At 61.1% G+C, this 19076-nt stretch carries 17 protein-coding genes and 1 tRNA gene; 11 read left to right on the top strand and 7 right to left on the bottom strand.

The genetic code is table 11. The features are described 5' to 3' along the window. Positions 1-5 precede the first annotated feature (5 nt). The gene (locus tag FMN63_RS08535; protein ID WP_286192571.1) at positions 6-839 is read left to right on the top strand and encodes an inositol monophosphatase family protein; all 834 of its coding nucleotides are present in this window, start codon (positions 6-8) and stop codon (positions 837-839) included. A gap of 27 nt (positions 840-866) precedes the next feature. Here the strand turns inward: FMN63_RS08535 and FMN63_RS08540 are convergent, their stop codons facing one another. Then, a complete protein-coding gene (locus FMN63_RS08540; RefSeq protein WP_148583544.1) occupies positions 867-1790 on the bottom strand; it encodes a GlxA family transcriptional regulator in 924 nt (307 codons plus the stop codon). Between the two features lie 96 nt (positions 1791-1886). Here FMN63_RS08540 and FMN63_RS08545 point away from each other — a divergent pair, with 96 nt between their 5' ends. Beyond that, positions 1887-2726: an MBL fold metallo-hydrolase gene (locus FMN63_RS08545; RefSeq protein ID WP_209001020.1), complete on the top strand. Its 840-nt coding sequence runs from the start codon at positions 1887-1889 to the stop codon at positions 2724-2726. A gap of 118 nt (positions 2727-2844) precedes the next feature. Here the strand turns inward: FMN63_RS08545 and FMN63_RS08550 are convergent, their stop codons facing one another. Both FMN63_RS08550 and ppk2 read right to left on the bottom strand, forming a co-directional pair. Then, the gene (locus FMN63_RS08550) at positions 2845-3852 is read right to left on the bottom strand and encodes a Gfo/Idh/MocA family protein (protein ID WP_148583546.1); all 1008 of its coding nucleotides are present in this window, start codon (positions 3850-3852) and stop codon (positions 2845-2847) included. A 289-nt stretch (positions 3853-4141) separates the two neighbouring features. Beyond that, positions 4142-5050 carry a polyphosphate kinase 2 gene (gene ppk2 / locus FMN63_RS08555; RefSeq protein ID WP_148583547.1) on the bottom strand — a complete coding sequence of 303 codons (909 nt, stop codon included), beginning with the start codon at positions 5048-5050 and terminating at the stop codon, positions 4142-4144. Between the two features lie 222 nt (positions 5051-5272). On the opposite strand from ppk2, the gene FMN63_RS08560 reads away from it, so the two are divergent. From FMN63_RS08560 to FMN63_RS08600, 9 genes are all read left to right on the top strand, one after another. Then, a complete protein-coding gene (locus tag FMN63_RS08560; protein WP_148583548.1) occupies positions 5273-5890 on the top strand; it encodes a TetR/AcrR family transcriptional regulator in 618 nt (205 codons plus the stop codon). A 99-nt stretch (positions 5891-5989) separates the two neighbouring features. After that, positions 5990-7597 carry a carboxyl transferase domain-containing protein gene (locus tag FMN63_RS08565; RefSeq protein ID WP_148583549.1) on the top strand — a complete coding sequence of 536 codons (1608 nt, stop codon included), beginning with the start codon at positions 5990-5992 and terminating at the stop codon, positions 7595-7597. Between the two features lie 4 nt (positions 7598-7601). Then, entirely contained in the window at positions 7602-8027 is a 426-nt protein-coding gene (locus tag FMN63_RS08570; RefSeq protein ID WP_148583550.1) for an ASCH domain-containing protein, read from the top strand. Then, entirely contained in the window at positions 8024-8545 is a 522-nt protein-coding gene (locus FMN63_RS08575; RefSeq protein ID WP_148583551.1) for an O-acetyl-ADP-ribose deacetylase, read from the top strand. The genes FMN63_RS08570 and FMN63_RS08575 overlap by 4 nt, the downstream gene beginning before the upstream one ends. Beyond that, a complete protein-coding gene (locus FMN63_RS08580; protein WP_148583552.1) occupies positions 8535-8864 on the top strand; it encodes a hypothetical protein in 330 nt (109 codons plus the stop codon). Before FMN63_RS08575 ends, FMN63_RS08580 begins: the two co-directional genes overlap by 11 nt. Before the next feature lie 3 nt (positions 8865-8867). Continuing rightward, positions 8868-10862 (top strand): acetyl-CoA carboxylase biotin carboxylase subunit, encoded by a 1995-nt coding sequence (locus FMN63_RS08585; protein ID WP_148583553.1) that lies wholly within the window; start codon positions 8868-8870, stop codon positions 10860-10862. After that, positions 10849-12480 (top strand): acyl-CoA synthetase, encoded by a 1632-nt coding sequence (locus FMN63_RS08590; protein WP_148583554.1) that lies wholly within the window; start codon positions 10849-10851, stop codon positions 12478-12480. Before FMN63_RS08585 ends, FMN63_RS08590 begins: the two co-directional genes overlap by 14 nt. A 116-nt stretch (positions 12481-12596) precedes the next feature. After that, entirely contained in the window at positions 12597-13457 is an 861-nt protein-coding gene (locus FMN63_RS08595; protein WP_148583555.1) for a hydroxymethylglutaryl-CoA lyase, read from the top strand. After that, positions 13454-14242 carry a crotonase/enoyl-CoA hydratase family protein gene (locus tag FMN63_RS08600; protein ID WP_148583556.1) on the top strand — a complete coding sequence of 263 codons (789 nt, stop codon included), beginning with the start codon at positions 13454-13456 and terminating at the stop codon, positions 14240-14242. Before FMN63_RS08595 ends, FMN63_RS08600 begins: the two co-directional genes overlap by 4 nt. A 206-nt stretch (positions 14243-14448) precedes the next feature. On the opposite strand, the gene FMN63_RS08605 is transcribed toward FMN63_RS08600, so the two are convergent. From FMN63_RS08605 to FMN63_RS08620, 4 genes are all read right to left on the bottom strand, one after another. Next, positions 14449-15273, bottom strand: a complete 825-nt coding sequence (locus FMN63_RS08605) for a hypothetical protein (protein ID WP_209001021.1) — start codon at positions 15271-15273, stop codon at positions 14449-14451. A 191-nt stretch (positions 15274-15464) separates the two neighbouring features. Further along, the gene (locus FMN63_RS08610; protein WP_209001022.1) at positions 15465-16286 is read right to left on the bottom strand and encodes a response regulator; all 822 of its coding nucleotides are present in this window, start codon (positions 16284-16286) and stop codon (positions 15465-15467) included. Between the two features lie 442 nt (positions 16287-16728). After that, positions 16729-16804, bottom strand: a tRNA-Thr gene (locus tag FMN63_RS08615). A 200-nt stretch (positions 16805-17004) separates the two neighbouring features. Further along, complete coding sequence (locus tag FMN63_RS08620; RefSeq protein WP_148583557.1) at positions 17005-19002, bottom strand: heme biosynthesis HemY N-terminal domain-containing protein; 1998 nt, start codon at positions 19000-19002, stop codon at positions 17005-17007. Positions 19003-19076 lie beyond the last annotated feature (74 nt).

The following is a 19076-nucleotide window of genomic DNA, read 5'->3' on the forward strand; positions in this document are numbered from 1 at the left end:
TGACAATGGTTACTGAAGACATGAACCCATCGACTGACGCGCTGACGGCAAGGTTCGCCGCGGCGCGGGACATTGCAGAAGAAGCCGGTTCCCTGGCACTGGATTATTTCCACCGGCGCGAGGATCTGACCATCGAGATCAAGGGCGGCCTGCAGGACGTTGTCTCGATTGCCGACAAGACTGTGGAAACGCTCATTCGAGACAGGCTGCACACGTCCTTTCCGGAAGACGGGATTCTGGGGGAGGAACATGGGGTCGAACAAGGCAGCAGCGGATTCACCTGGGTGGTCGATCCCATCGACGGTACCTCCGCCTTCGTCCACGGCCTGCCCAGCTGGTGCGTCTCCATCGCGCTGCTGCACGGCACGGATCTGGTCATGGGTGTTATCCGTGTGCCCTGCAGCGATGAAAGCTTCGCGGCCGTCAGGGGCGGCGGCGCAACACTGAACGGCGAACCGCTCCGCCTTGACGCATCGAAGACACTGCAGAACAGCTTGACCGGCATTGGCGCCAACAATGCCGTACCGCCGGAAATGATCGGCGCGCTCATCACGGGTCTGATGGCGCGCGGCGGCAATTACATCCGCACCGGTTCGGGCGCCCAGATGCTGGCCCTGGTGGCCGCCGGCAGGCTGGCAGGGTTCTACGAGCCTTCCATGCATGCCTGGGATTGCCTTGCCGGCTATTGCCTGGTTGCCGAAGCCGGTGGCAGCTACCGCCCCTTCCCCGTTGAAGGCGATGCCATTCTGGAAGGCGGCCCGGTCCTCGCAGCCGGTCCCGGCGCTTTTGAGGAGCTTTCTGCTCTGGCAAGCGAAAGCGAGCGCCTGCTGAACACTTGAGACCATGGTTGTCCGATAGGACGCTCCTCAATCGGCAAGCTTGAGATCCTCCCGCCTGTACTGGTCCCGGAACGCCCCCGGCGTCAGGCCGGAAAGGCGGGAGAACAGACGGACGAAGGACGGCGGATCGTTGTAGCCAACAGCAAAGCAGATCTCCGAGACTGCCCAATCCGTTTCAATCAGGAGATCCCTGGCCCGCTCGATGCGCAATTCCTGCAGATAGTGTTTCGGGGCAAGACCCGTTGCCGCCTTGAAGCGCCTTTGAAAAGTCCGCCCCGGCACCCCGCTTTCCCGCACCATATCGGCCACCGACACATCCTCGCCGGACCGAGCTTCCAGAAAATGCTGCACCTTCAGGACGGCCGCATCGCCATGCCGAAGATCGGGCAGGAAGCGCCGGAACCGGCGCTGGTCACGGCGGCGGAAGTCGACAATGAAATGCCGCGCCGTGGCAACGGCCACAGGGTACCCCAGAAAGCGCTCGATCAGCGCCAGCGCTAGATCGACCCAGGCCATCAGGCCGCCGGCCGTAATCAGGTCGGAATATTCGATCAGCAACCTGTCCGTATCGAGCCTCAGGTCCGGATAGGCTGCTGAAAGGCGCTGCTCCAGCCCCCAATGGGTCGTGACCTTGCGCCCTGCCCCCAGCCCCGCGGCCGCAACGAATGTCAGCCCGGTGCAGGCAGAACACACGACGGACCCGTTGCCGTGCATATGCTGCAAAAACCCGGGCAGCGCCGGAACGTCTTCCAGGCGAACCCGTCCGGCCGAAGGCGGCAGGATCACCGCATCGTAGCCTTCCACCACCACGGAGAAATCTGCCAGAACATCCAGCCTCACCTCAGCACCACTAATGCCTGCGGCATGACCAAGAACGTCCTGCAGCCCGTAGACAGCGGATTTGAGGGATCCCGGATAAGCGAGAATGGCTATGGCAAGCGACTGACCCATTTGGCCGATTTAGCACATTCTTTGTCATTTGCGCCAATCGTTCCCGAAGGCACCCGAAGCTAGGTTTCCGTCCGGCAAACAGACATGGAGACCCCAATGCCCGGCACTCTCGAAAAATCCGGCACCCGCCTTGCGCTTGGCGACCTGGCCCTCACGGCCCTGTCGGACGGTTATCTCGACATTCCCGCCGCCTATTTTTCCAACGTAACGCAGGCCGAACAGCAGGCTGTCAGCCCCAGCACACGCTTTGGAGCCAACACCTGGCTGATCGAGACGGGCACGCGCAAGATCCTGATTGATGCCGGATCGGGTGATTGTCTGAAGGAGCGTTTTCCGGCAAGTGGGGCCCTCACCTGGCAGGCTCCGGAAAGGGCCGCAGAGCGCGCAGCGGTGACCGACATCGTCATTACTCACATGCATGCCGACCATATTGGCGGCCTGTCCGTAAACGGCAGCAGTCTCTTTCCGAATGCGGTCATCCATGTTCAGGCGACAGAGTGGGACTTCTGGACCGACGAAGCCCTGCTGACCACTGCGCCGGAAGACAAAAGACCGATGGTTGGCCTCATTCAGGCACTGGCGAAGCCGGTCGGCAATCAGCTGCGCCTTCATCGCGGTGATGCCGATCTCGGCAACGGCATCACCCTGCTTTCAGCGCCGGGTCACACACCGGGTCATCAGGCCGTGCATCTTTCCGCCGGCTCCAGGGAAATGATCCTGCTGGCAGATGTCGTCGTGTCCGATGCGCTGCAATTTGCCAACCCGGAGGTTCGCTATGCGCTCGACAGCGATCCTGCCTTGGCCGTTGAGACACGAAAGACGTTGTTCGACCGACTGTCAGCAGACAGGATCCCCTTTGCGGCAACCCACCTGTCGACGGAGCGGTTCGGATATCTGGAGACACGCGGCAACGGGTTCACTTTTGTGGAGGTTTGAACGCTGGGGACCTTTGCCGACGTTGCCCAACGCCCCAACTCCTACCTCGGCCCGCTCAAAAACAAGTCCCGGCTCAAGGCCGGGACGGCACATTAAGAAGATCAAACGTGCATTTGGATCAGTCGATGCTGACCCAGCCGTCTTTTTCCGCCGATGCGAAGATTGCGTCGAGGATCTTCATGTTCTGAACCGCGTCTTCCGCGCGATAGGGCAGCGGCGCTTCGCCGGTAATCGCCCGGCCGAACACATCCACCAGTTCGCCATACTGGTCGCACGGCGCGATGATATCCGACTGCAGCGAGGCATCGCCGAGCAGGGAGCCGTCATCAAGCCGGATCTGCACTGCCTCGCCTTGGGGTGCGTTGAACGGGATGACGATTTCCAGACGCTTCTTCGTGCCGACCAGTTGAATGCGCTGATAAGGCGTGAGCTGGGTCGAAACAGTGAAGTTGAGATGCCGGTTGTTGCCGAAGTCGAGCAGAGCACTGGTCATCCGGTCCGTACCGAACTCCGGATCCCGGTCGATCAGCGACACCACCCGCTGCGGTTCGGCATCGAAGAAGTAACGCCCGGCCAGCATGGTGTAGCAGCCGATGTCGAGCAGCGCGCCGCCGCCGATGTCGGCCTTGTTGCGGATGTTGCCCGGATCGTCGTTGTAATAGCTGAAGAAGGTGTGGATCGCTTTCAGTTCGCCCAGGTCGCCGGAGCGCACGATCTCGCGCGCCTTGATCCACTGCGGATGGGCCCGCACCATGAAGTTTTCGGCCACCAGCTTGTCTTTTGGCAGTTTCAGAAGCTGCGCTGCTTCTTCGGCATTAAGTGCCACCGGCTTCTCGCACAGCACATGTTTGCCGGCATTCACCGCCTGGATCGTCACGGGCACATGCATGTGGTTGGGCAACGGATTGTAGATCGCATCGATCTCCGGATCTGCGAGCAGTTCCTCATAGGACCCGTAAGCCTTTTCGATGCCAAGTTCCCTGGCAGCTTCCTGCGCCCGGCCGAGATCGCGCGAGGCGATTGCATGGGCAATACCCGTCGCCGATTGCTGAATGCCCGGAATGACCTTTTCGAGACCGATTTTCGCGGTTGAAACGATCCCCCATTTGATAGTCTTTTCCGTCATGCCGGCATCCTTCCCATATTTTTGAGGTACGCACCCCAGATGACATAAAACGATTTAACTCCGCAAGGGCGGAAAGGCAGGATAGAGGCCTGTTCTCGTTGTCAGCGCAGCATTCAGGAAGCAGACCAGGCCCCATTTCTGCGTCACCCCGGACAAGCGTAGCGCAGATCCGGGGCCTACTCGCAGAACCACCTGCTGAAACATGCGTAAGTCCGGTCGACACCTGTGGTATCTGGAGAGATCTACCCGAAGCCAGCAATCGCACCCATGAAGGGCGCAGCTGCCCGCCTCAGAATTTCTCCGGCACGTAGAGGTGTTCCGGCAGCACCTTGCGTTCATAGTCGGAGTTATAGACACGTTCCGGCAACTCGATCGGATCGTGCGGCACTTCTTCGTATGGGATCATCGACAGAAGATGGCTGATGCAGTTGAGGCGGGCCTGTTTCTTGTCGTTGCCTTCCACGATGAACCACGGGGCTTCGGGAATATTTGTCCGCTCGAAGGTCTCTTCCTTGGCCTTGGTATAGTCTTCCCAGCGCACCCGGGATTCCAGATCCATCGGCGACAGTTTCCATTGCTTCAGCGGGTCGTGGATCCGCATCAGGAAGCGGAGCTGCTGCTCCTCGTCGGTAATCGAGAACCAGTATTTGATCAGCCGCACGCCGGAGCGCACGATCATGCGCTCGAATTCGGAAACGTCGTTGAAGAACTGCTCGACCTGGTTTTCATCGGCAAACCCCATCACCCGCTCGACGCCGGAGCGGTTGTACCAGGAGCGGTCGAACAGCACCATTTCCCCCGCTGCCGGCAGATGCGGCACATAGCGCTGGAAATACCACTGGGTTTTCTCACGGTCGGTTGGCGCCGGCAGCGCAACCACGCGCGCGACACGCGGATTGAGCCGCTGGGTGATCCGCTTGATGACACCGCCCTTGCCGGCCGCGTCACGGCCCTCGAAGATGATCACGATCTTCTCACCGGTGTGCTGAACCCAATCCTGCAGCTTCACCAGTTCGGCCTGCAGGCGCAGCAACTCGTGAAAATAGGTGTTCCGGTCAATTGACGACTTGTGTTTCTTGTCCGAGATGAAGGCGAGATCCCTGGCGATGAGAAAATCGTCGATCTCCATCTCCAGCTCTTCGTCCAGGCTGTCTGCCCATTCCGCTTCAACCCAGGTTTTTGCGCTTTCGTCGGTCATCAATCGGTTCCTTTGAAATACATCCCCTAGGCACGACCCAGATCGGCGGTGCGTTCAACCGGATGCAGAATGCCCAAGGACTGTGAACAGGTTATCCATGAAAGTTTTTTGACAGTCGTACGTATTCCTCTGCCATTCTTTGTAGCAGCAACGCCTTCGCACTCAAATTGCCCTTGAAAATGAACAAACGTTCATTTACTTTTGCGGTCAGGGAGGATTGAAATGGCAAGCGCTGCTGCAAAACCGCAAAGCCGCTCCAGAACGGGCGCCAAGGGCCAGGAGACTGCCGCGCGTGTGCGCAAGGCCGCCCTGAAACGCTTTGCCGCCAACGGCTATGCCGCAGTGTCGATGCGCGAGATTGCCGCCGATGTCGGTGTTCAGCCAGGCGCGCTCTACAATCATTTCCCGACAAAGCAGGACATCCTGAAGGACCTGATGCTGGCCCATATGGGCGAGCTTCTGGCCGCCTGGGACGAAGCCCCCTTCCCCGTCGATATGGACCCGCTGGAGCGTTTCGTGCGGTTTCACATCCGATATCACCTGGAGAGGGCAGACGAGGTTTTCATTTCCTACATGGAGCTTCGCAATCTCGAGCCTGACAATTTCGACGCCGTCGAGACAGAGCGCCGCCGCTACGAAGGCATCCTGACGGACATTCTCGAAAAAGGCTCGCGGCAGGGCCGCTACAGCCTGCGCGAACCCAGGGTCACGACCCGGGCGATCATCGCCATGCTGACCGCCATTCCAAGCTGGTACCGCGAAGGTGGGCGCCTCTCCAGACAGGATATCGAAGAGATCTACCTCGACCTGGCGCGCAAGTCCGTCGCGCCGGAAGAATGAGACATACCGGCCCCTCAGACGTCCAACCGGACGCATGGGGAGCCAACACGAGAACGAGATCAACCGCCCAGAGGGTTGTTCCAAGGGAGACCGGGTGACATGAGCATCCTGAAATCGAGCCTATCGCCGAGAAGCGAACAGTTTGCAGCCAACCGTGCCGCCCACGAGGCGGCCATGGACACCGTCAAGGCAGCCGCCAGAACGGCATTGGACGGCGGCGGTGAAACCGCCCGCCAGCGCCACGTGTCCCGCGGCAAGATCCTGCCCCGCGAACGCGTCTCCCGTCTGCTCGATCCGGGCTCGCCTTTTCTGGAAGTCGGCATGCTGGCCGCCAACGACATGTATGACGGCGCAGCGCCCGCCGCCGGCATGATCGCAGGCATCGGCCGGGTTGAAGGCCGCGAGGTGATGATCCTAGCCAATGACGCCACCGTCAAAGGTGGCACCTATTATCCGATGTCGGTGAAAAAGCACCTGCGCGCCCAGGAAATTGCCTCGGAAAACAATCTGCCCTGCATCTATCTGGTCGACAGCGGCGGCGCCAACCTGCCCAATCAGGACGAGGTCTTCCCCGACCGAGACCATTTCGGCCGGATCTTCTTCAACCAGGCCAACATGTCAGCCAGGGGCATCGCGCAGATCGCGGTCGTCATGGGTTCCTGCACAGCAGGCGGCGCCTATGTGCCGGCCATGTCGGACGAAACCATTATCGTCAAGAACCAGGGCACCATCTTCCTGGCCGGCCCGCCGCTGGTGAAGGCCGCCACCGGCGAGGAAGTCACGGCGGAAGATCTCGGCGGCGGCGATGTCCACACGCGCCTGTCCGGCGTTGCCGACCATCTTGCCCGAGACGATGCCCACGCGCTGGCGCTTGCCCGCCGCGCCATCGCCAGCCTCAACCGCACCAAGACACCGTCCGTCGCCCTGCAGACCCCGGAAGACCCGCTCTACGATCCGGAAGAAATCCTTGGCGTCGTTCCGGCCGATCTGAAGACGCCCTACGACATCCGCGAGGTGATCGCCCGCACGGTCGACGGATCGCGCTTCGATGAGTTCAAGGCCCGCTACGGCACCACTCTGGTCTGCGGTTTCGCCCATATCCATGGCATGCCTGTCGGCATCATTGCCAACAACGGCGTGCTGTTTTCCGAGAGCGCGGTGAAGGGGGCTCATTTCGTTGAGCTCTGTTCCCAGCGCAAGGTGCCGCTGGTGTTCCTGCAGAACATCACCGGCTTCATGGTCGGCCGCAAATACGAAAGCGGCGGCATTGCCAAGGACGGCGCCAAGCTGGTGACGGCGGTTGCCACCACCTCCGTTCCGAAGATCACCATGCTGGTGGGCGGCTCCTTCGGCGCCGGCAACTACGGCATGTGCGGCAGGGCCTATTCGCCGCGGTTCCTGTGGACCTGGCCCAACTCCCGCATCTCCGTCATGGGCGGCGAACAGGCGGCCGGCGTTTTGGCCACCGTCCGCCGTGACGGTATCGAACGCAAGGGCGGCAGCTGGTCGGGGGACGAGGAAAAAGCCTTCAAGCAGCCGATCATCGACCAGTTCGAAGAACAGGGCCACCCGCTTTACGCGACCGCCCGGCTCTGGGACGATGGCATCGTCGACCCGCGCAAGACCCGGGATATCCTCGGTCTCTCCCTGTCGGCAGCCTTGAACGCCCCGATCGAAGACACGCGCTTCGGTCTCTTCAGGATGTGATCCGATGTCCATCGACGCGTTGAAAGCAAAATACCCGGATGCGGAAACCTTCAAGTTTGGCGACAGCGCGGACCTGTGCGCCCAGCTCATCGCCCTGGTGCGCGCCGGCAAGAAAACCGCCACATGCGGCGACTTGCACAGTTTTGAAGACGGCGACGAGGTCCTGCCCGTCGTTGGACGCCGGGATATTGCTCTCAACTGGGACGGCACCCCCGCACTGGTGATCGAGACGGTGGCAGTAACTGTCCAGCGCTTCTGCGATGTCGGAGAGGACTTCGCCCTGGCGGAAGGCGAGAACGACGACCTGGCCGGCTGGCAGCGGGATCATCAGATGTTCTTTGAACGCAACGGCGGTTTTGATCCGGAAATGGAGCTCGTCTGCGAGCGCTTCAAAGTTGTCGAGGATCTACAGCCGGAGCTGAAGCCATGAGCAGGATTGAGACACACGTCGGCGACATCACCCGGCTTGCCGTGGATGCCATCGTCAATGCAGCCAATTCATCGCTTCTTGGCGGCGGCGGTGTCGACGGGGCCATTCATCGCGCGGCTGGCCCGGAACTCCTGGCCGAATGCAGGACGCTCAACGGCTGCGAGACCGGCAGTGCCAAGATCACCAAAGGCTACCGCCTGCCGGCCCGCCATGTCATTCACACGGTCGGCCCGGTCTGGAAAGGCGGCACGTCCGGCGAAGCGGACCTCTTGGCGTCCTGTTACGAAACCAGCCTGCGCCTTGCGGCCGAAAATGGCTGCAGGACAATTGCCTTTCCGGCCATCTCCACCGGCGTTTACGGCTATCCGGCCGACAAGGCCTCCTCGGTTGCAGTCGCAACGCTCACGCGGGTTCTGGAAGACCTGCCGGAGATCGATTGCGTCACGCTGGTCGCCTTTGACGAGGCCAGCCATGCCCCTCTTCTGGAAGCGCTCGGGAGGACGCCCGATGAAAGGTGAAGTCCGCTCCATGGTGGAATGCGGTCCGGATATCGAAGCCGCATTTCGTGACCAGCATCCTGAAGTTCATCTCACGCAGCCACTGACCGCCATCCTGGTCGCGCTCAACGAAGGCAGCATCGACAAGGGCGACACGCTGTCCGTCGGCGGCCTGAAGGTGGACGTGCTGGCAACCGGGCGAAGCGCCCTTCTGGCAGACGGCAGCCGGAACTCGGTCACGGTTTTCAGCACGCTGCCGATACACAATATGCCGGACCTTGCTCCGGACCGAGATGCCGATACCCCCGGCGCACTTGTCACTCCCTGGGAGGAGAGCTGAGAAATGTTCAAGAAGATCCTCATTGCCAACCGCGGCGAGATTGCCTGCCGGGTCATGACGACGGCCCGGAAGCTCGGCATCAAGACCGTCGCGGTCTATTCGGACGCCGACGCCAGGGCAAAGCATGTGGCCATGGCCGACGAGGCGTTCCGCATCGGCCCGGCACCCGTTTCGGAAAGCTATCTGAAGGCCGACAAGATCATCGAAGCCTGCAAGCTGAGCGGCGCTGAGGCGGTACATCCGGGCTACGGTTTCCTGTCGGAAAATCCGGACTTCGTTGATGCTCTCGACAAGGCCGGCATTGCCTTCATCGGGCCAAGCGCCTCATCCATCCGCGCCATGGGCCTGAAGGATGCCGCCAAGGCGCTGATGGAAAAGGCCGGCGTGCCTGTGGTGCCCGGTTACCACGGCGACAACCAGGATGCGGATTTCCTGAAAGAGCAGGCCGACCAGATCGGCTATCCGGTGCTCATCAAGGCGCGTGCCGGCGGCGGCGGCAAGGGCATGCGCAGGGTCGACGACCCGCAGGATTTTGCCGAAGCGCTGAAAGGCGCCCAGCGCGAAGGCGCAGCCAGTTTTGGCGATGGCCGCGTGCTGATCGAGAAATATCTCACCAAGCCGCGCCATATCGAAATCCAGGTTTTCGGCGACAGCCACGGCAATGCCGTGCACCTGTTCGAGCGCGATTGCTCGCTGCAGCGCCGCCACCAGAAGGTGATCGAGGAAGCCCCCGCCCCCGGCATGCCGGAAGAAATGCGCCAGGCGATGGGCGACGCTGCCGTGACAGCGGCAAAGGCCATCGATTACTCAGGTGCCGGCACCATCGAATTCATCGCCGATGTCTCCGAAGGCCTGCGCTCCGACCGCTTCTATTTCATGGAAATGAACACCCGCCTTCAGGTGGAGCACCCGGTGACCGAACTGATCACCGGCGAGGATCTGGTGGAATGGCAGCTTCGCGTTGCGTCCGGTGAAACCTTGCCGAAACGCCAGGAAGATCTTTCCTTTGACGGCTGGGCCTTCGAAGCCCGGCTCTATGCTGAAGACGCGCCAAAGGGCTTCCTGCCCGCCATCGGCACGCTGGAGCATCTGGCCCTGCCGGAAGACAGTGCCCGCGTCGACAGCGGCGTGCGCCCCGGCGATGAGATCACCCCTTATTATGACCCGATGATTGCCAAGGTAATCGTCCATGGCCCGACCCGTCAGGCCGCCCTCGGCAAGCTGCTGGCAAGTCTGGAGGCGACGGAAGTTGCCGGTTGCGTCACCAATGCCGGGTTTCTGGCGGCCCTGTGCCGCCACAAGGGCTTTGCCGCGGGCGATGTCGACACCGGCCTTATCGACAGGGATCTGGCGCAGCTCATCGAAGAGCCGTCCATTCCGGTGGATGCAATTGCCCTTGCCGCCCTCAAGGCGCTCGGCCTGACCAAGCCGGCAAGCGGCAACGATCCGTTCGACAGGCTGGCCGGATGGCGGATCTGGAGCGCCTCGCGCCAATACGCACTGCTGGAAATTGCCGGCGAGCGCCGGGATGTCGAGGTTCATGCGCTCGGCCACCAGCGATTTGCCGTACACCTGGAGGAAGGCTCGCGCGAATACGCGCTGGTGAAGGTCGACGCCGGTGCGATCACCTATGACTGCGACGGCCACCGGGCCCGCGCCGTGGTGGTTGAAGACCGCAAGGGGCTGACGGTCTTCCTCGGTGGCCATGCCTTCCCGGTTGCCCTGCCGGACACTCTCAGTGCCGACGAGGAAGCCGGCGGCGCGGACGACCAACTCATCGCGCCCATGCCCGGCCTTGTGAAGGTTCTGAACGCAAAGGCAGGCGAAGCTGTAACAAAGGGCCAGCCGCTGCTGATCCTGGAAGCCATGAAGATGGAACACACGCTGAAGGCCCCGCGTGACGGTGTCATCGGCGAGGTTCTGGTGGCCGAAGGCGAGCAGGTCACCGACGGCACCGTTCTTCTGGCACTCGCGGAGGAAGCCGATGCTGCCGCATGACGCCACAAGTTACGATGACCTTTCTGACAGGTTCAAATGGCAGATCCCCGACCGGTTCAACATCGGCGTTGCCATATGCGACGACTGGGCCGCGCGCGAGCCGAACCGGGAGGCGCTGGTCTATACGGACGAGGACGGCACAGCCACCAGCTACACCTATGACGACCTGAGACGGCTTTCCAATCAGCTTGCCAACCTGCTGACTGCCCGAGGCGTCCAGCCCGGTGACCGGATCGGCGTCCTGATGCCCCAAAGGCCCGAAACCGCCTTTGCCCATATCGCTGCCCTGAAACTCGGCGCGATCACCATTCCGCTCTTCACCCTTTTCGGTGAGGAAGCTCTGGAGTATCGGCTGAAGGATTCCGGTGCCAAAGCGGTGATCACGGACGCGAGCGGTGCGGCCAAGCTGGCGACGATCCGCGATCGGTTACCTGAGCTGACAACGATCTTCTGCGCTGACGAAGATGTTCCAGGGGCGGAGAGCCTTCACCACCACATGGCCGGGCACGAAGGCAAATTCACCCCTTTCGACACAGCCCCGGACGACCCGGCCATCATCATCTACACCTCCGGCACCACCGGCCAGCCGAAGGGCGCCCTTCACGGCCACCGTGTGCTGCTCGGCCATTTACCCGGCGTGGAAATGAGCCACGACTTGCTGGGCCAGCCGGGTGACCGGATCTGGACCCCGGCGGACTGGGCCTGGATCGGCGGCCTGCTCGACGTGCTGATGCCCGCGCTCTACCTCGGCGTGCCGGTGGTGGCCTGCCGGTTCCGGAAATTCACCGCGGACGCCGCCTTCCAGCTTCTGCAGGACCAGAAGATCCGCAACACCTTCCTGCCGCCCACCGCACTGAAGATGATGCGGCAGGTGGAGGCTCCTGAAGACCGCTGGCAATTCGCCCTCCGCTCTGTTGCCTCCGGCGGCGAAACGCTCGGCGCGGAACTGATCGACTGGGGCCGCCGCACATTCGGCCTGACGATCAACGAGTTCTACGGCCAGACCGAGTGCAACATGATCGTTTCCAGTTGCGCCAGACTGATGGAAGCGCGCCCCGGCATCATGGGCCGTCCTGTTCCCGGACACCACGTCAGCGTTGTCAGCGATGCGGGTGAAGAACTGCCTGCTGGCACACTCGGCAACATTGCCGTCAAACGTCCTGATCCGGTGATGTTCCTGAGCTACTGGAACAACATGGAAGCGACGGAAAAGAAGTTCGCAGGCGACTGGCTTTTGACGGGTGACACCGGCATCAGGGACGACGCCGGCTGGATCCGTTTCGTCGGCCGGGATGATGACGTCATCACGTCATCGGGCTACCGCATCGGGCCGGGGGAGATTGAGGATTGCCTGATCAGGCACCCGGCGGTTGCCATGGCCGGTGTCGTTGGCAAACCCGACAGCCAGCGCACGGAGATCGTCAAGGCGTATATCGTTTTGAAAAACGGTATCGAACCGTCCGACAAACTTGCCGGGGAAATTGCGGACTTCGTCAAGACGCGGCTTGCCGCCCACGAGTATCCGCGCGAAGTCGCCTTTGTCAGCGCCCTGCCCCTGACCACCACCGGCAAGGTGATCCGCCGCGAACTGCGTGCCAGAGCCGGGCAGGAAGGGTGACTGCGCCCCGATGCCCGACGAACGCCTCCAGGACTTGCCTGCTGCCGTCCTTCCGGCGAAGCGCGTCAAACCATTAGGCTCAGTGTTAGGCCTCACGAGAAGCTAGAGAAGAAAACATGTCTGAATTTGTCACCCTGTTTGAAATGGGCCCGCGCGACGGTCTGCAGAACGAGAAGACCTTTGTGCCGACCGCGCAGAAGATCGACCTTGTGGACCGCCTCTCCACCTGTGGCTTCCGCAAGATCGAGGTGACCAGTTTTGTCAGTCCGAAGTGGGTGCCCCAGATGGCCGACGCCCAGGAGGTGATGGAAGGCATCTACCGGCATCCGTCCGTGACCTATGCTGTGCTGACGCCCAACGTCAAAGGCTATACCGCCGCCAAGAAAGTGTCGGCGGATGAAGTCGCCATTTTCGGCTCGGCGTCGGAAGGCTTTTCCAAGAAGAACATCAACTGCTCCGTGGCGGAGAGTATCGAACGCTTCAAGCCCCTTCTGGAAAAGGCACATGAGGACGGCATACCAGTGCGCGGGTACGTCTCTTGCGTCACCGACTGCCCCTACGATGGCCCGACACCGCCGGAAAAGGTTGCGGAGGTCGCCAGCGCGCTGTTCGATCTCGGCTGCTACGAAATCTCTCTTGGCGACACGATCGGCGCTGCAACGCCGGAAAACACTGGCCGGATGCTGGACGCGGTGCTGACGGCGATCCCGGCTGGCAAGGCTGCCGGGCATTTTCACGACACCAAGGGCCGGGCGATCGAGAACATCGAAGTCAGCCTCGAAAAGGGCTTGCGCACCTTCGACAGCGCGGTCGGCGGTCTTGGTGGCTGCCCCTATGCACCGGGTGCCAAGGGCAATGTCGCAACCGAAGCCGTGCTCGACCTGATGACCCGCAAGGGCTTCGAGACAGGCATCGACCGGGCCAAACTCGCTGAAGTCGCCGATTTTGCCCGCACCCTCAGGAGCGTTGACGCATGAGCTTTGAGACAATCTCCCTCGCCGTTGATGAAAGGGGCGTCGCAACCCTGACGCTGAACCGCCCGGACAAGCACAATTCGCTTTCCGCCGGAATGATCTTCGAACTGACGGAAGTCGCCAGGCAACTGGCTGCAGACGATACCGTCCGAGTCGTTGTCCTGACCGGGGCCGGCGCAAGCTTCTGCGCGGGCGGTGATCTCGGCTGGATGCGCGAGCAATTCGAGGCTGACCGCGAGACCCGCATGACTGAAGCGCGCAAGCTCGCCATGATGCTGCAGGGCCTCAACAAACTGCCCAAGCCGCTGATCGGCCGCGTGCAGGGCCAGGCCTTCGGCGGAGGGATTGGAATGATGAGTGTCTGCGACACCGTGGTTGCGGTCGACACTGCCAAATTCGGCCTGACAGAAGTGCGCCTCGGCCTCATCCCGGCAACCATCAGCCCCTATGTGCTGGCCCGCATGGGCGAGGGCAAGGCGCGCCGCGTGTTCATGTCCGCCCGCCTGTTCGGCGCGGAAGAAGCACGGGATCTCGATCTTGTGGCCAAGGTCGTGGACGCAGCCGACCTCGACGCGGCCATCGAGAAGGAAATCAAACCCTATCTCTCTGCTGCGCCCGCCGCCGTCGCCGCCTCCAAGGCGCTGGCGCGCAGCCTCGGCCCGGAAATCACGGAAGAGATCATCGACGACACCATCCGCCGTCTTGCCGAAACCTGGGAAACCCCGGAAGCCCGGGAAGGCATCTCCGCATTCTTCGAAAAGCGGAAGGCGAACTGGGTCAGTTCGTAGTTTGCAGCGGCTGATGTCGGCACCCGGGCTTCAGACCATCAAACTCCCCAACTCCTCATCCTGAGGAGCGCGCTAGCGCGCGTCTCGAAGGATGGGCCACACAGAACAAGCGGCCAATGCTTCGAGACGGACCTGACGGTCCTCCTCAGCATGAGGGTGAATTTGCGGTGAGCTTCACCAGATAGCTGATAACAAAAAACCCAGCCTCAACGCCCGGTACTGCGCCTTGCGTGCTCGATCAGGGCCGCGATACGGGCGACTTCCTTCTCTTCAGACTGCGGAGGTTCCAGCTCGGGACCGCCATACATGCGTTCGCGCCGCTGGCGGATCTTCTTGCGCTGATATTCGCTGATCCCGTCGGGCAGCTCCATGCCGGCCCTGTCGATGTTGATCAGCACGCGCTGCAGGTCCGGAACCAGTTCGGAAGAAATGGTGAAGGTTGCGCCGTCCTGCCGTTTGAAAACCAGCGTCGTCGTAGTCTCCGCCCCGTTGAGCAGAACGGCGGATCTTGGACCGATTGAACCGATGGTGGACTGGAACCAAGCCGCCCAGCCAGAGGCCTGCCAGAGGCGGATGTCGATCTTCTTCAGATCCTCATACATCACCCGGACGCGTCGTCCGAACTGGGTGAACTCGAACCCGTTGCTGAAGAAGCGGACCCAGGACGTTTCCTGCCGGGCGGAGACGGTGAACAGCAGCGGCGCAATCGAAGCAGGGATAAGACAGAGAAGCGCAATCAGCGCTGCGCCGCCAGCCCAGTCGGCCATGCCGATGAACGCGATGGAAAAGAAAACGGCGCCGAAAGCAAAGCCGACCGCATCCAGCACGAGAACGGGCGGATGGCACACCGGCTTGACGGAACCGGACGGCACGTTCGGCCGCGGCAAGGCGGCATAGATCCCGGCGGCGGCGATGATGCAGAGCAGGCTGCTGAGCACCGATATGAAAAAATACCCGCCGACAATACCGAGTACACACAGACCGAGAGGCAGTATCCGGCGTAGTAATTCCAATTTTGCTGTTTTGCCCACACCGCTCTCCATGCATTCAGCCAGTGGAACCGATACGAACTGGGAGGAACTTCTGATTCTGTCATTGAATCAACTGAAGCAGGCTAAATCAAGAATCCTGACAAACTATCCAGTCCTGACTTCCATAAACTGGCGACGTGCACCCACGAAAACGAAGTATGAGCACGCTATACCAGCCTGCTGGACGACACTCAGGACGCCTTGCGATCACGTTCCATGAAGCTGAACATGTCGCGCACCTTGCCGAATTTTGGCGTGTCCAGTTCCAGGAACTTGTGCATGAGCGTGTCGATGTCCTGCGCGGAGAACGGCTTTTTCAGAAAACCGTTTATTCCGACGAAGGCGGCAGACCGCTCAAGGTAGGTCGTGTCGTTGGTCGACATCATGTAGATGCCGATCCTGCTGGAAAGATCCCGGATCGACCCCGCAAGCTCGAGACCATCGACATCCGGCATGTGGAAATCCGTGAGCACTACCCGGAATTTGCCTGATGACAGGGTGCGAAGGGCGGCCGCCGCACTGTCGGCCTCCGAAATCTCGAAGTCGAACCGGCTGGCCTCCAGAACCTTGCGCGTCAGTTTGCGCATGGTTGCGCTGTCATCGACAATCAGGATCGGATAGGTGGTTGTCATCGTCATGTAGGTGGCGATGATTTCCGAGACCTCTGACTGATTGAACGGCTTTTTCAGGAAATGATAAGCCCCGAATTTCTTCAGCGTGTTGGCATTGCGGTCGTCGAGGTCGCTTGAAATTGCAACAGTCAGGCACTCGGTCGACTTTGTCTCGCGCATCGCGGCGATCACTTCCGGGCCATTCAACCCGGGCATGTTGATGTCGATAAACGCCATGTCGATCTGCTTTTTCTTCAGAACCTCGACGGCGGAGCGGCCGTTGTCGACATTGTCTATCTCAATGTAGCGCTTGGCCCGGTGAACGGCGATGCCGTTGTTGATGACTTCGCGCGCGACGCCGCTATCATCAGCGACAAGAATACGGATCATTTTATGCAGCACGTCTCATCACCTTTGTGCGGCGCCCGCATCAATTTCTGACGCCAATCGGAAGATGTGCGCACAATAAACAAACATTTGTATATTTTCGGTTACTTAAAATTGTCAGGTAGACAACAACCAGCGATTTTATAAAACCGCGCACCCCATCTTAAACCGCACCCAGATTTCTTTTACATATTACTTGAAAACGGTTCTCCAGCTGCGGAAGACGTTTGATATGTCTGGGCTGAGTGTCGCCCCGTACCCGACCACGGGATGACATGACACAGGCCGTACAGTGCGTTCCTCATTAAGGTCGCAAAAGCACCGGCTCGCTTCATGCTGCCTGCAACGGTTTGAACTTGCGTATTTCAGTCTCAAAGAGCCAAGCAACAAGCAGCGGGGGGCAGAGGCTCTGTCTTACCTCAGATATCCGGCTGAACTTTTCTGAACTCTTGGAAAGTGGTGCCGCTGATAGGACTCGAACCTACGACCCCATCATTACGAATGACGTGCTCTACCATCTGAGCTACAGCGGCATTTTCCGGCAAGTGCCGGGCGTCGCGCGATTTGGCGCGGACACTCAGGCCATGCCCGAGTGCGCCGCTAATTACCGGAGCTTGGCGTCAGATGCAAGAGGCTAAAACCGGTTCTTTCTGGAAGATCACATCTTCCCTTTTCGCAAGACCCGGCAAATAGCCGCCCAACGACGTTTTCCAGTCCTGACAGCTGCAAGCACTCAGTTGAAAAAGCGCGGACGCGGGGTCTTGGTCGACTCACTGTCTTCGTCCTCGTCCGGGCCCGGATCGTCCGGCATCCGCGACAGGGGAAACTCGATCGGCCCATTGAGGTTTCCTTTGGAGCTTCCGGATTTCGCTTCGCCCGACTTAGCATCACCAGACTTCGTATCGTCCGGCTTTGTATCGCCAGCCTTTGCCTCGGCGGTCCTGGAAGCATCCTCAGCCTTGGCATCTGCCTTGGATGATTTCTCCGAACCACTCCCGCCTTCAGCTTTGCTGGCGTCTTCGCCGGCCTCGGAAGATGGTTTGGCCGCGGCCACCGGCTCAGCATCCGCCTTTGCAGGAGCTGCTTCGGGCTTTGCCTCTTTCTTCGGTGCGGCTGCTGCACCTTCGGCGTCGGGCAGGTCCGTCAAGGCCGGGGTAAACTTGACGTCGTCCGTCGTGCCCTCATAGCCCTGTTTGCCAACCGGCACGGTTGTCTTCTCAGAGGTCGCCCCAGCGGCCTTGGTCTCATCGCTCTTGGGCTCAGGACGCTTCGGATCGGCGGACTTGGTAACGGGCTCCGCTTCCAGAACCACGGCGTTGTCATCCGCGTCTGCGACCGGCGGAACCGGTTCGGCAGCAGTGGCGGACGGCAGAGCCGGTGCATCGAACAGGCTGTCCTCAAGCAGCGGACCATCCTCATCCGTCAGGCTGCCCGGCGTTGCCCACTGGAACGCGTCGAGCTTGCCCGTAACCGGTGAAACCGGCTGCCATTCGGCGGAAATGATCCCGTCCGCCATCCAGACCTTGTCCAGCGGCGCACTGACGGCACGGGACAGCCAGTCGCGCATGCGGCCCTTGTCGCCGTGTTCTGCCTCCTCCACTTCCGCCATCAGCAGGAACGCCTGACGAGTCGGTTCGGACTGCAGCACCTTTTTCAACTGCTGGCGCGCTTCCTCGAATTCGCGCGCCTCCATGGCGGCGCGGGCAATGGCCAGCGCGCCTTCGGCGGTATTGGCTCGCTGAGCAGACAGCGATTTCACCCGCTTCAGCCGGTCGACGGCCGAATCGCCGGTGCGGACATGGGCATAGGTTTCCGCCAGATCCGGATGCGGGAACAGACGCCACGTGGCTTCCAGCACCTTGGACGCCTTGCGGATATCGCCCCGGCGCGTTGCCAGACGCGAGGTCAGCACGGCTGCCGGCACAAGATCGAGCGCCAGTCCGTGAGCTTCCTTGGCCAGCGAATAGGCCCGCTCCGGCTCGCCATCCTCAAGCTTCATGGCGAGAGCTGTCAGAATGACAGCGCGCTGACGCCGGTAGGTTTTCTTGTCGAGCATCTTGGCGGCGTAATTGCGCTCCAGCGTCTTGAGCGCTTCGTCCCAATGATGAGCAACCGCCTGATATCCGAGCACGGCCTTGCCTGCCCATTCCAGGCCCGGCGAGGTCTTGGTAGCTTCTTCCGCATAGTGTCGTGCAGCAACCGGCTCCCTGTGCCGCTCGGCCTCCACAAACAGGCCGTGCAGACCAAGGGCCTTGGTGGCGGGGTCTTCCAGCATCGCTTCGAACCGCTGGCGGGCCTCGTCGTCCTTGCCTGCAAGCTGCGCCGTCTGCGCCAGCAGCAGTTTTGCGGCGGGTTCATCGTTCAACAGCTTGTCGGCATCCAGCGCGTAACGGCGTGCCAGTTTGGCATTGCCCGTTCCCAGCGCGATCAGGCCCTGAGACAGTGCATTGTAACCATTGTCTTTCCGGCGGCGCCGAAAGAAACGGCTGGCAATCTGCGGTGATTTCAGAACCACGCGGATCGCCCAGACAACGACCAGGAAGACTGCCAGGAATACAGCGGCGGCAAGGCCGACGATGACAGGCGACTGCTCCCAGATGTCCGTCCCGACCTGCTGACCGTTTTCATAAACCGGCCAGGAAATCTGGATTGTTCCGGGCAGGTCCGCCATCCAGGCAAAGCCCAGGGCAACGGCAAACAACAGCGCGAAAAAGACCAGAACGCGGATCATTCAGTTCGCTCCCTGCGACGGCCGGCTCCTACCGGCACTTGGTTCCATTGACGGGCGGGCAAGTGGGCCGGCCT

Origin of the sequence: Stappia sp. BW2, from assembly GCF_008107695.1 — a bacterium.
Taxonomy (GTDB): Bacteria; Pseudomonadota; Alphaproteobacteria; order Rhizobiales; family Stappiaceae; genus Roseibium.

Coding starts and splice junctions, on each gene's coding strand:
- FMN63_RS08535 (WP_286192571.1), top strand. CDS start 6: ATGGTTACTGAAGACATGAACCCATCGACTGACGCGCTGACGGCAAGG.
- FMN63_RS08540 (WP_148583544.1), bottom strand. CDS start 1,790: ATGGGTCAGTCGCTTGCCATAGCCATTCTCGCTTATCCGGGATCCCTC.
- FMN63_RS08545 (WP_209001020.1), top strand. CDS start 1,887: ATGCCCGGCACTCTCGAAAAATCCGGCACCCGCCTTGCGCTTGGCGAC.
- FMN63_RS08550 (WP_148583546.1), bottom strand. CDS start 3,852: ATGACGGAAAAGACTATCAAATGGGGGATCGTTTCAACCGCGAAAATC.
- ppk2 (WP_148583547.1), bottom strand. CDS start 5,050: ATGACCGACGAAAGCGCAAAAACCTGGGTTGAAGCGGAATGGGCAGAC.
- FMN63_RS08560 (WP_148583548.1), top strand. CDS start 5,273: ATGGCAAGCGCTGCTGCAAAACCGCAAAGCCGCTCCAGAACGGGCGCC.
- FMN63_RS08565 (WP_148583549.1), top strand. CDS start 5,990: ATGAGCATCCTGAAATCGAGCCTATCGCCGAGAAGCGAACAGTTTGCA.
- FMN63_RS08570 (WP_148583550.1), top strand. CDS start 7,602: ATGTCCATCGACGCGTTGAAAGCAAAATACCCGGATGCGGAAACCTTC.
- FMN63_RS08575 (WP_148583551.1), top strand. CDS start 8,024: ATGAGCAGGATTGAGACACACGTCGGCGACATCACCCGGCTTGCCGTG.
- FMN63_RS08580 (WP_148583552.1), top strand. CDS start 8,535: ATGAAAGGTGAAGTCCGCTCCATGGTGGAATGCGGTCCGGATATCGAA.
- FMN63_RS08585 (WP_148583553.1), top strand. CDS start 8,868: ATGTTCAAGAAGATCCTCATTGCCAACCGCGGCGAGATTGCCTGCCGG.
- FMN63_RS08590 (WP_148583554.1), top strand. CDS start 10,849: ATGCTGCCGCATGACGCCACAAGTTACGATGACCTTTCTGACAGGTTC.
- FMN63_RS08595 (WP_148583555.1), top strand. CDS start 12,597: ATGTCTGAATTTGTCACCCTGTTTGAAATGGGCCCGCGCGACGGTCTG.
- FMN63_RS08600 (WP_148583556.1), top strand. CDS start 13,454: ATGAGCTTTGAGACAATCTCCCTCGCCGTTGATGAAAGGGGCGTCGCA.
- FMN63_RS08620 (WP_148583557.1), bottom strand. CDS start 19,002: ATGATCCGCGTTCTGGTCTTTTTCGCGCTGTTGTTTGCCGTTGCCCTG.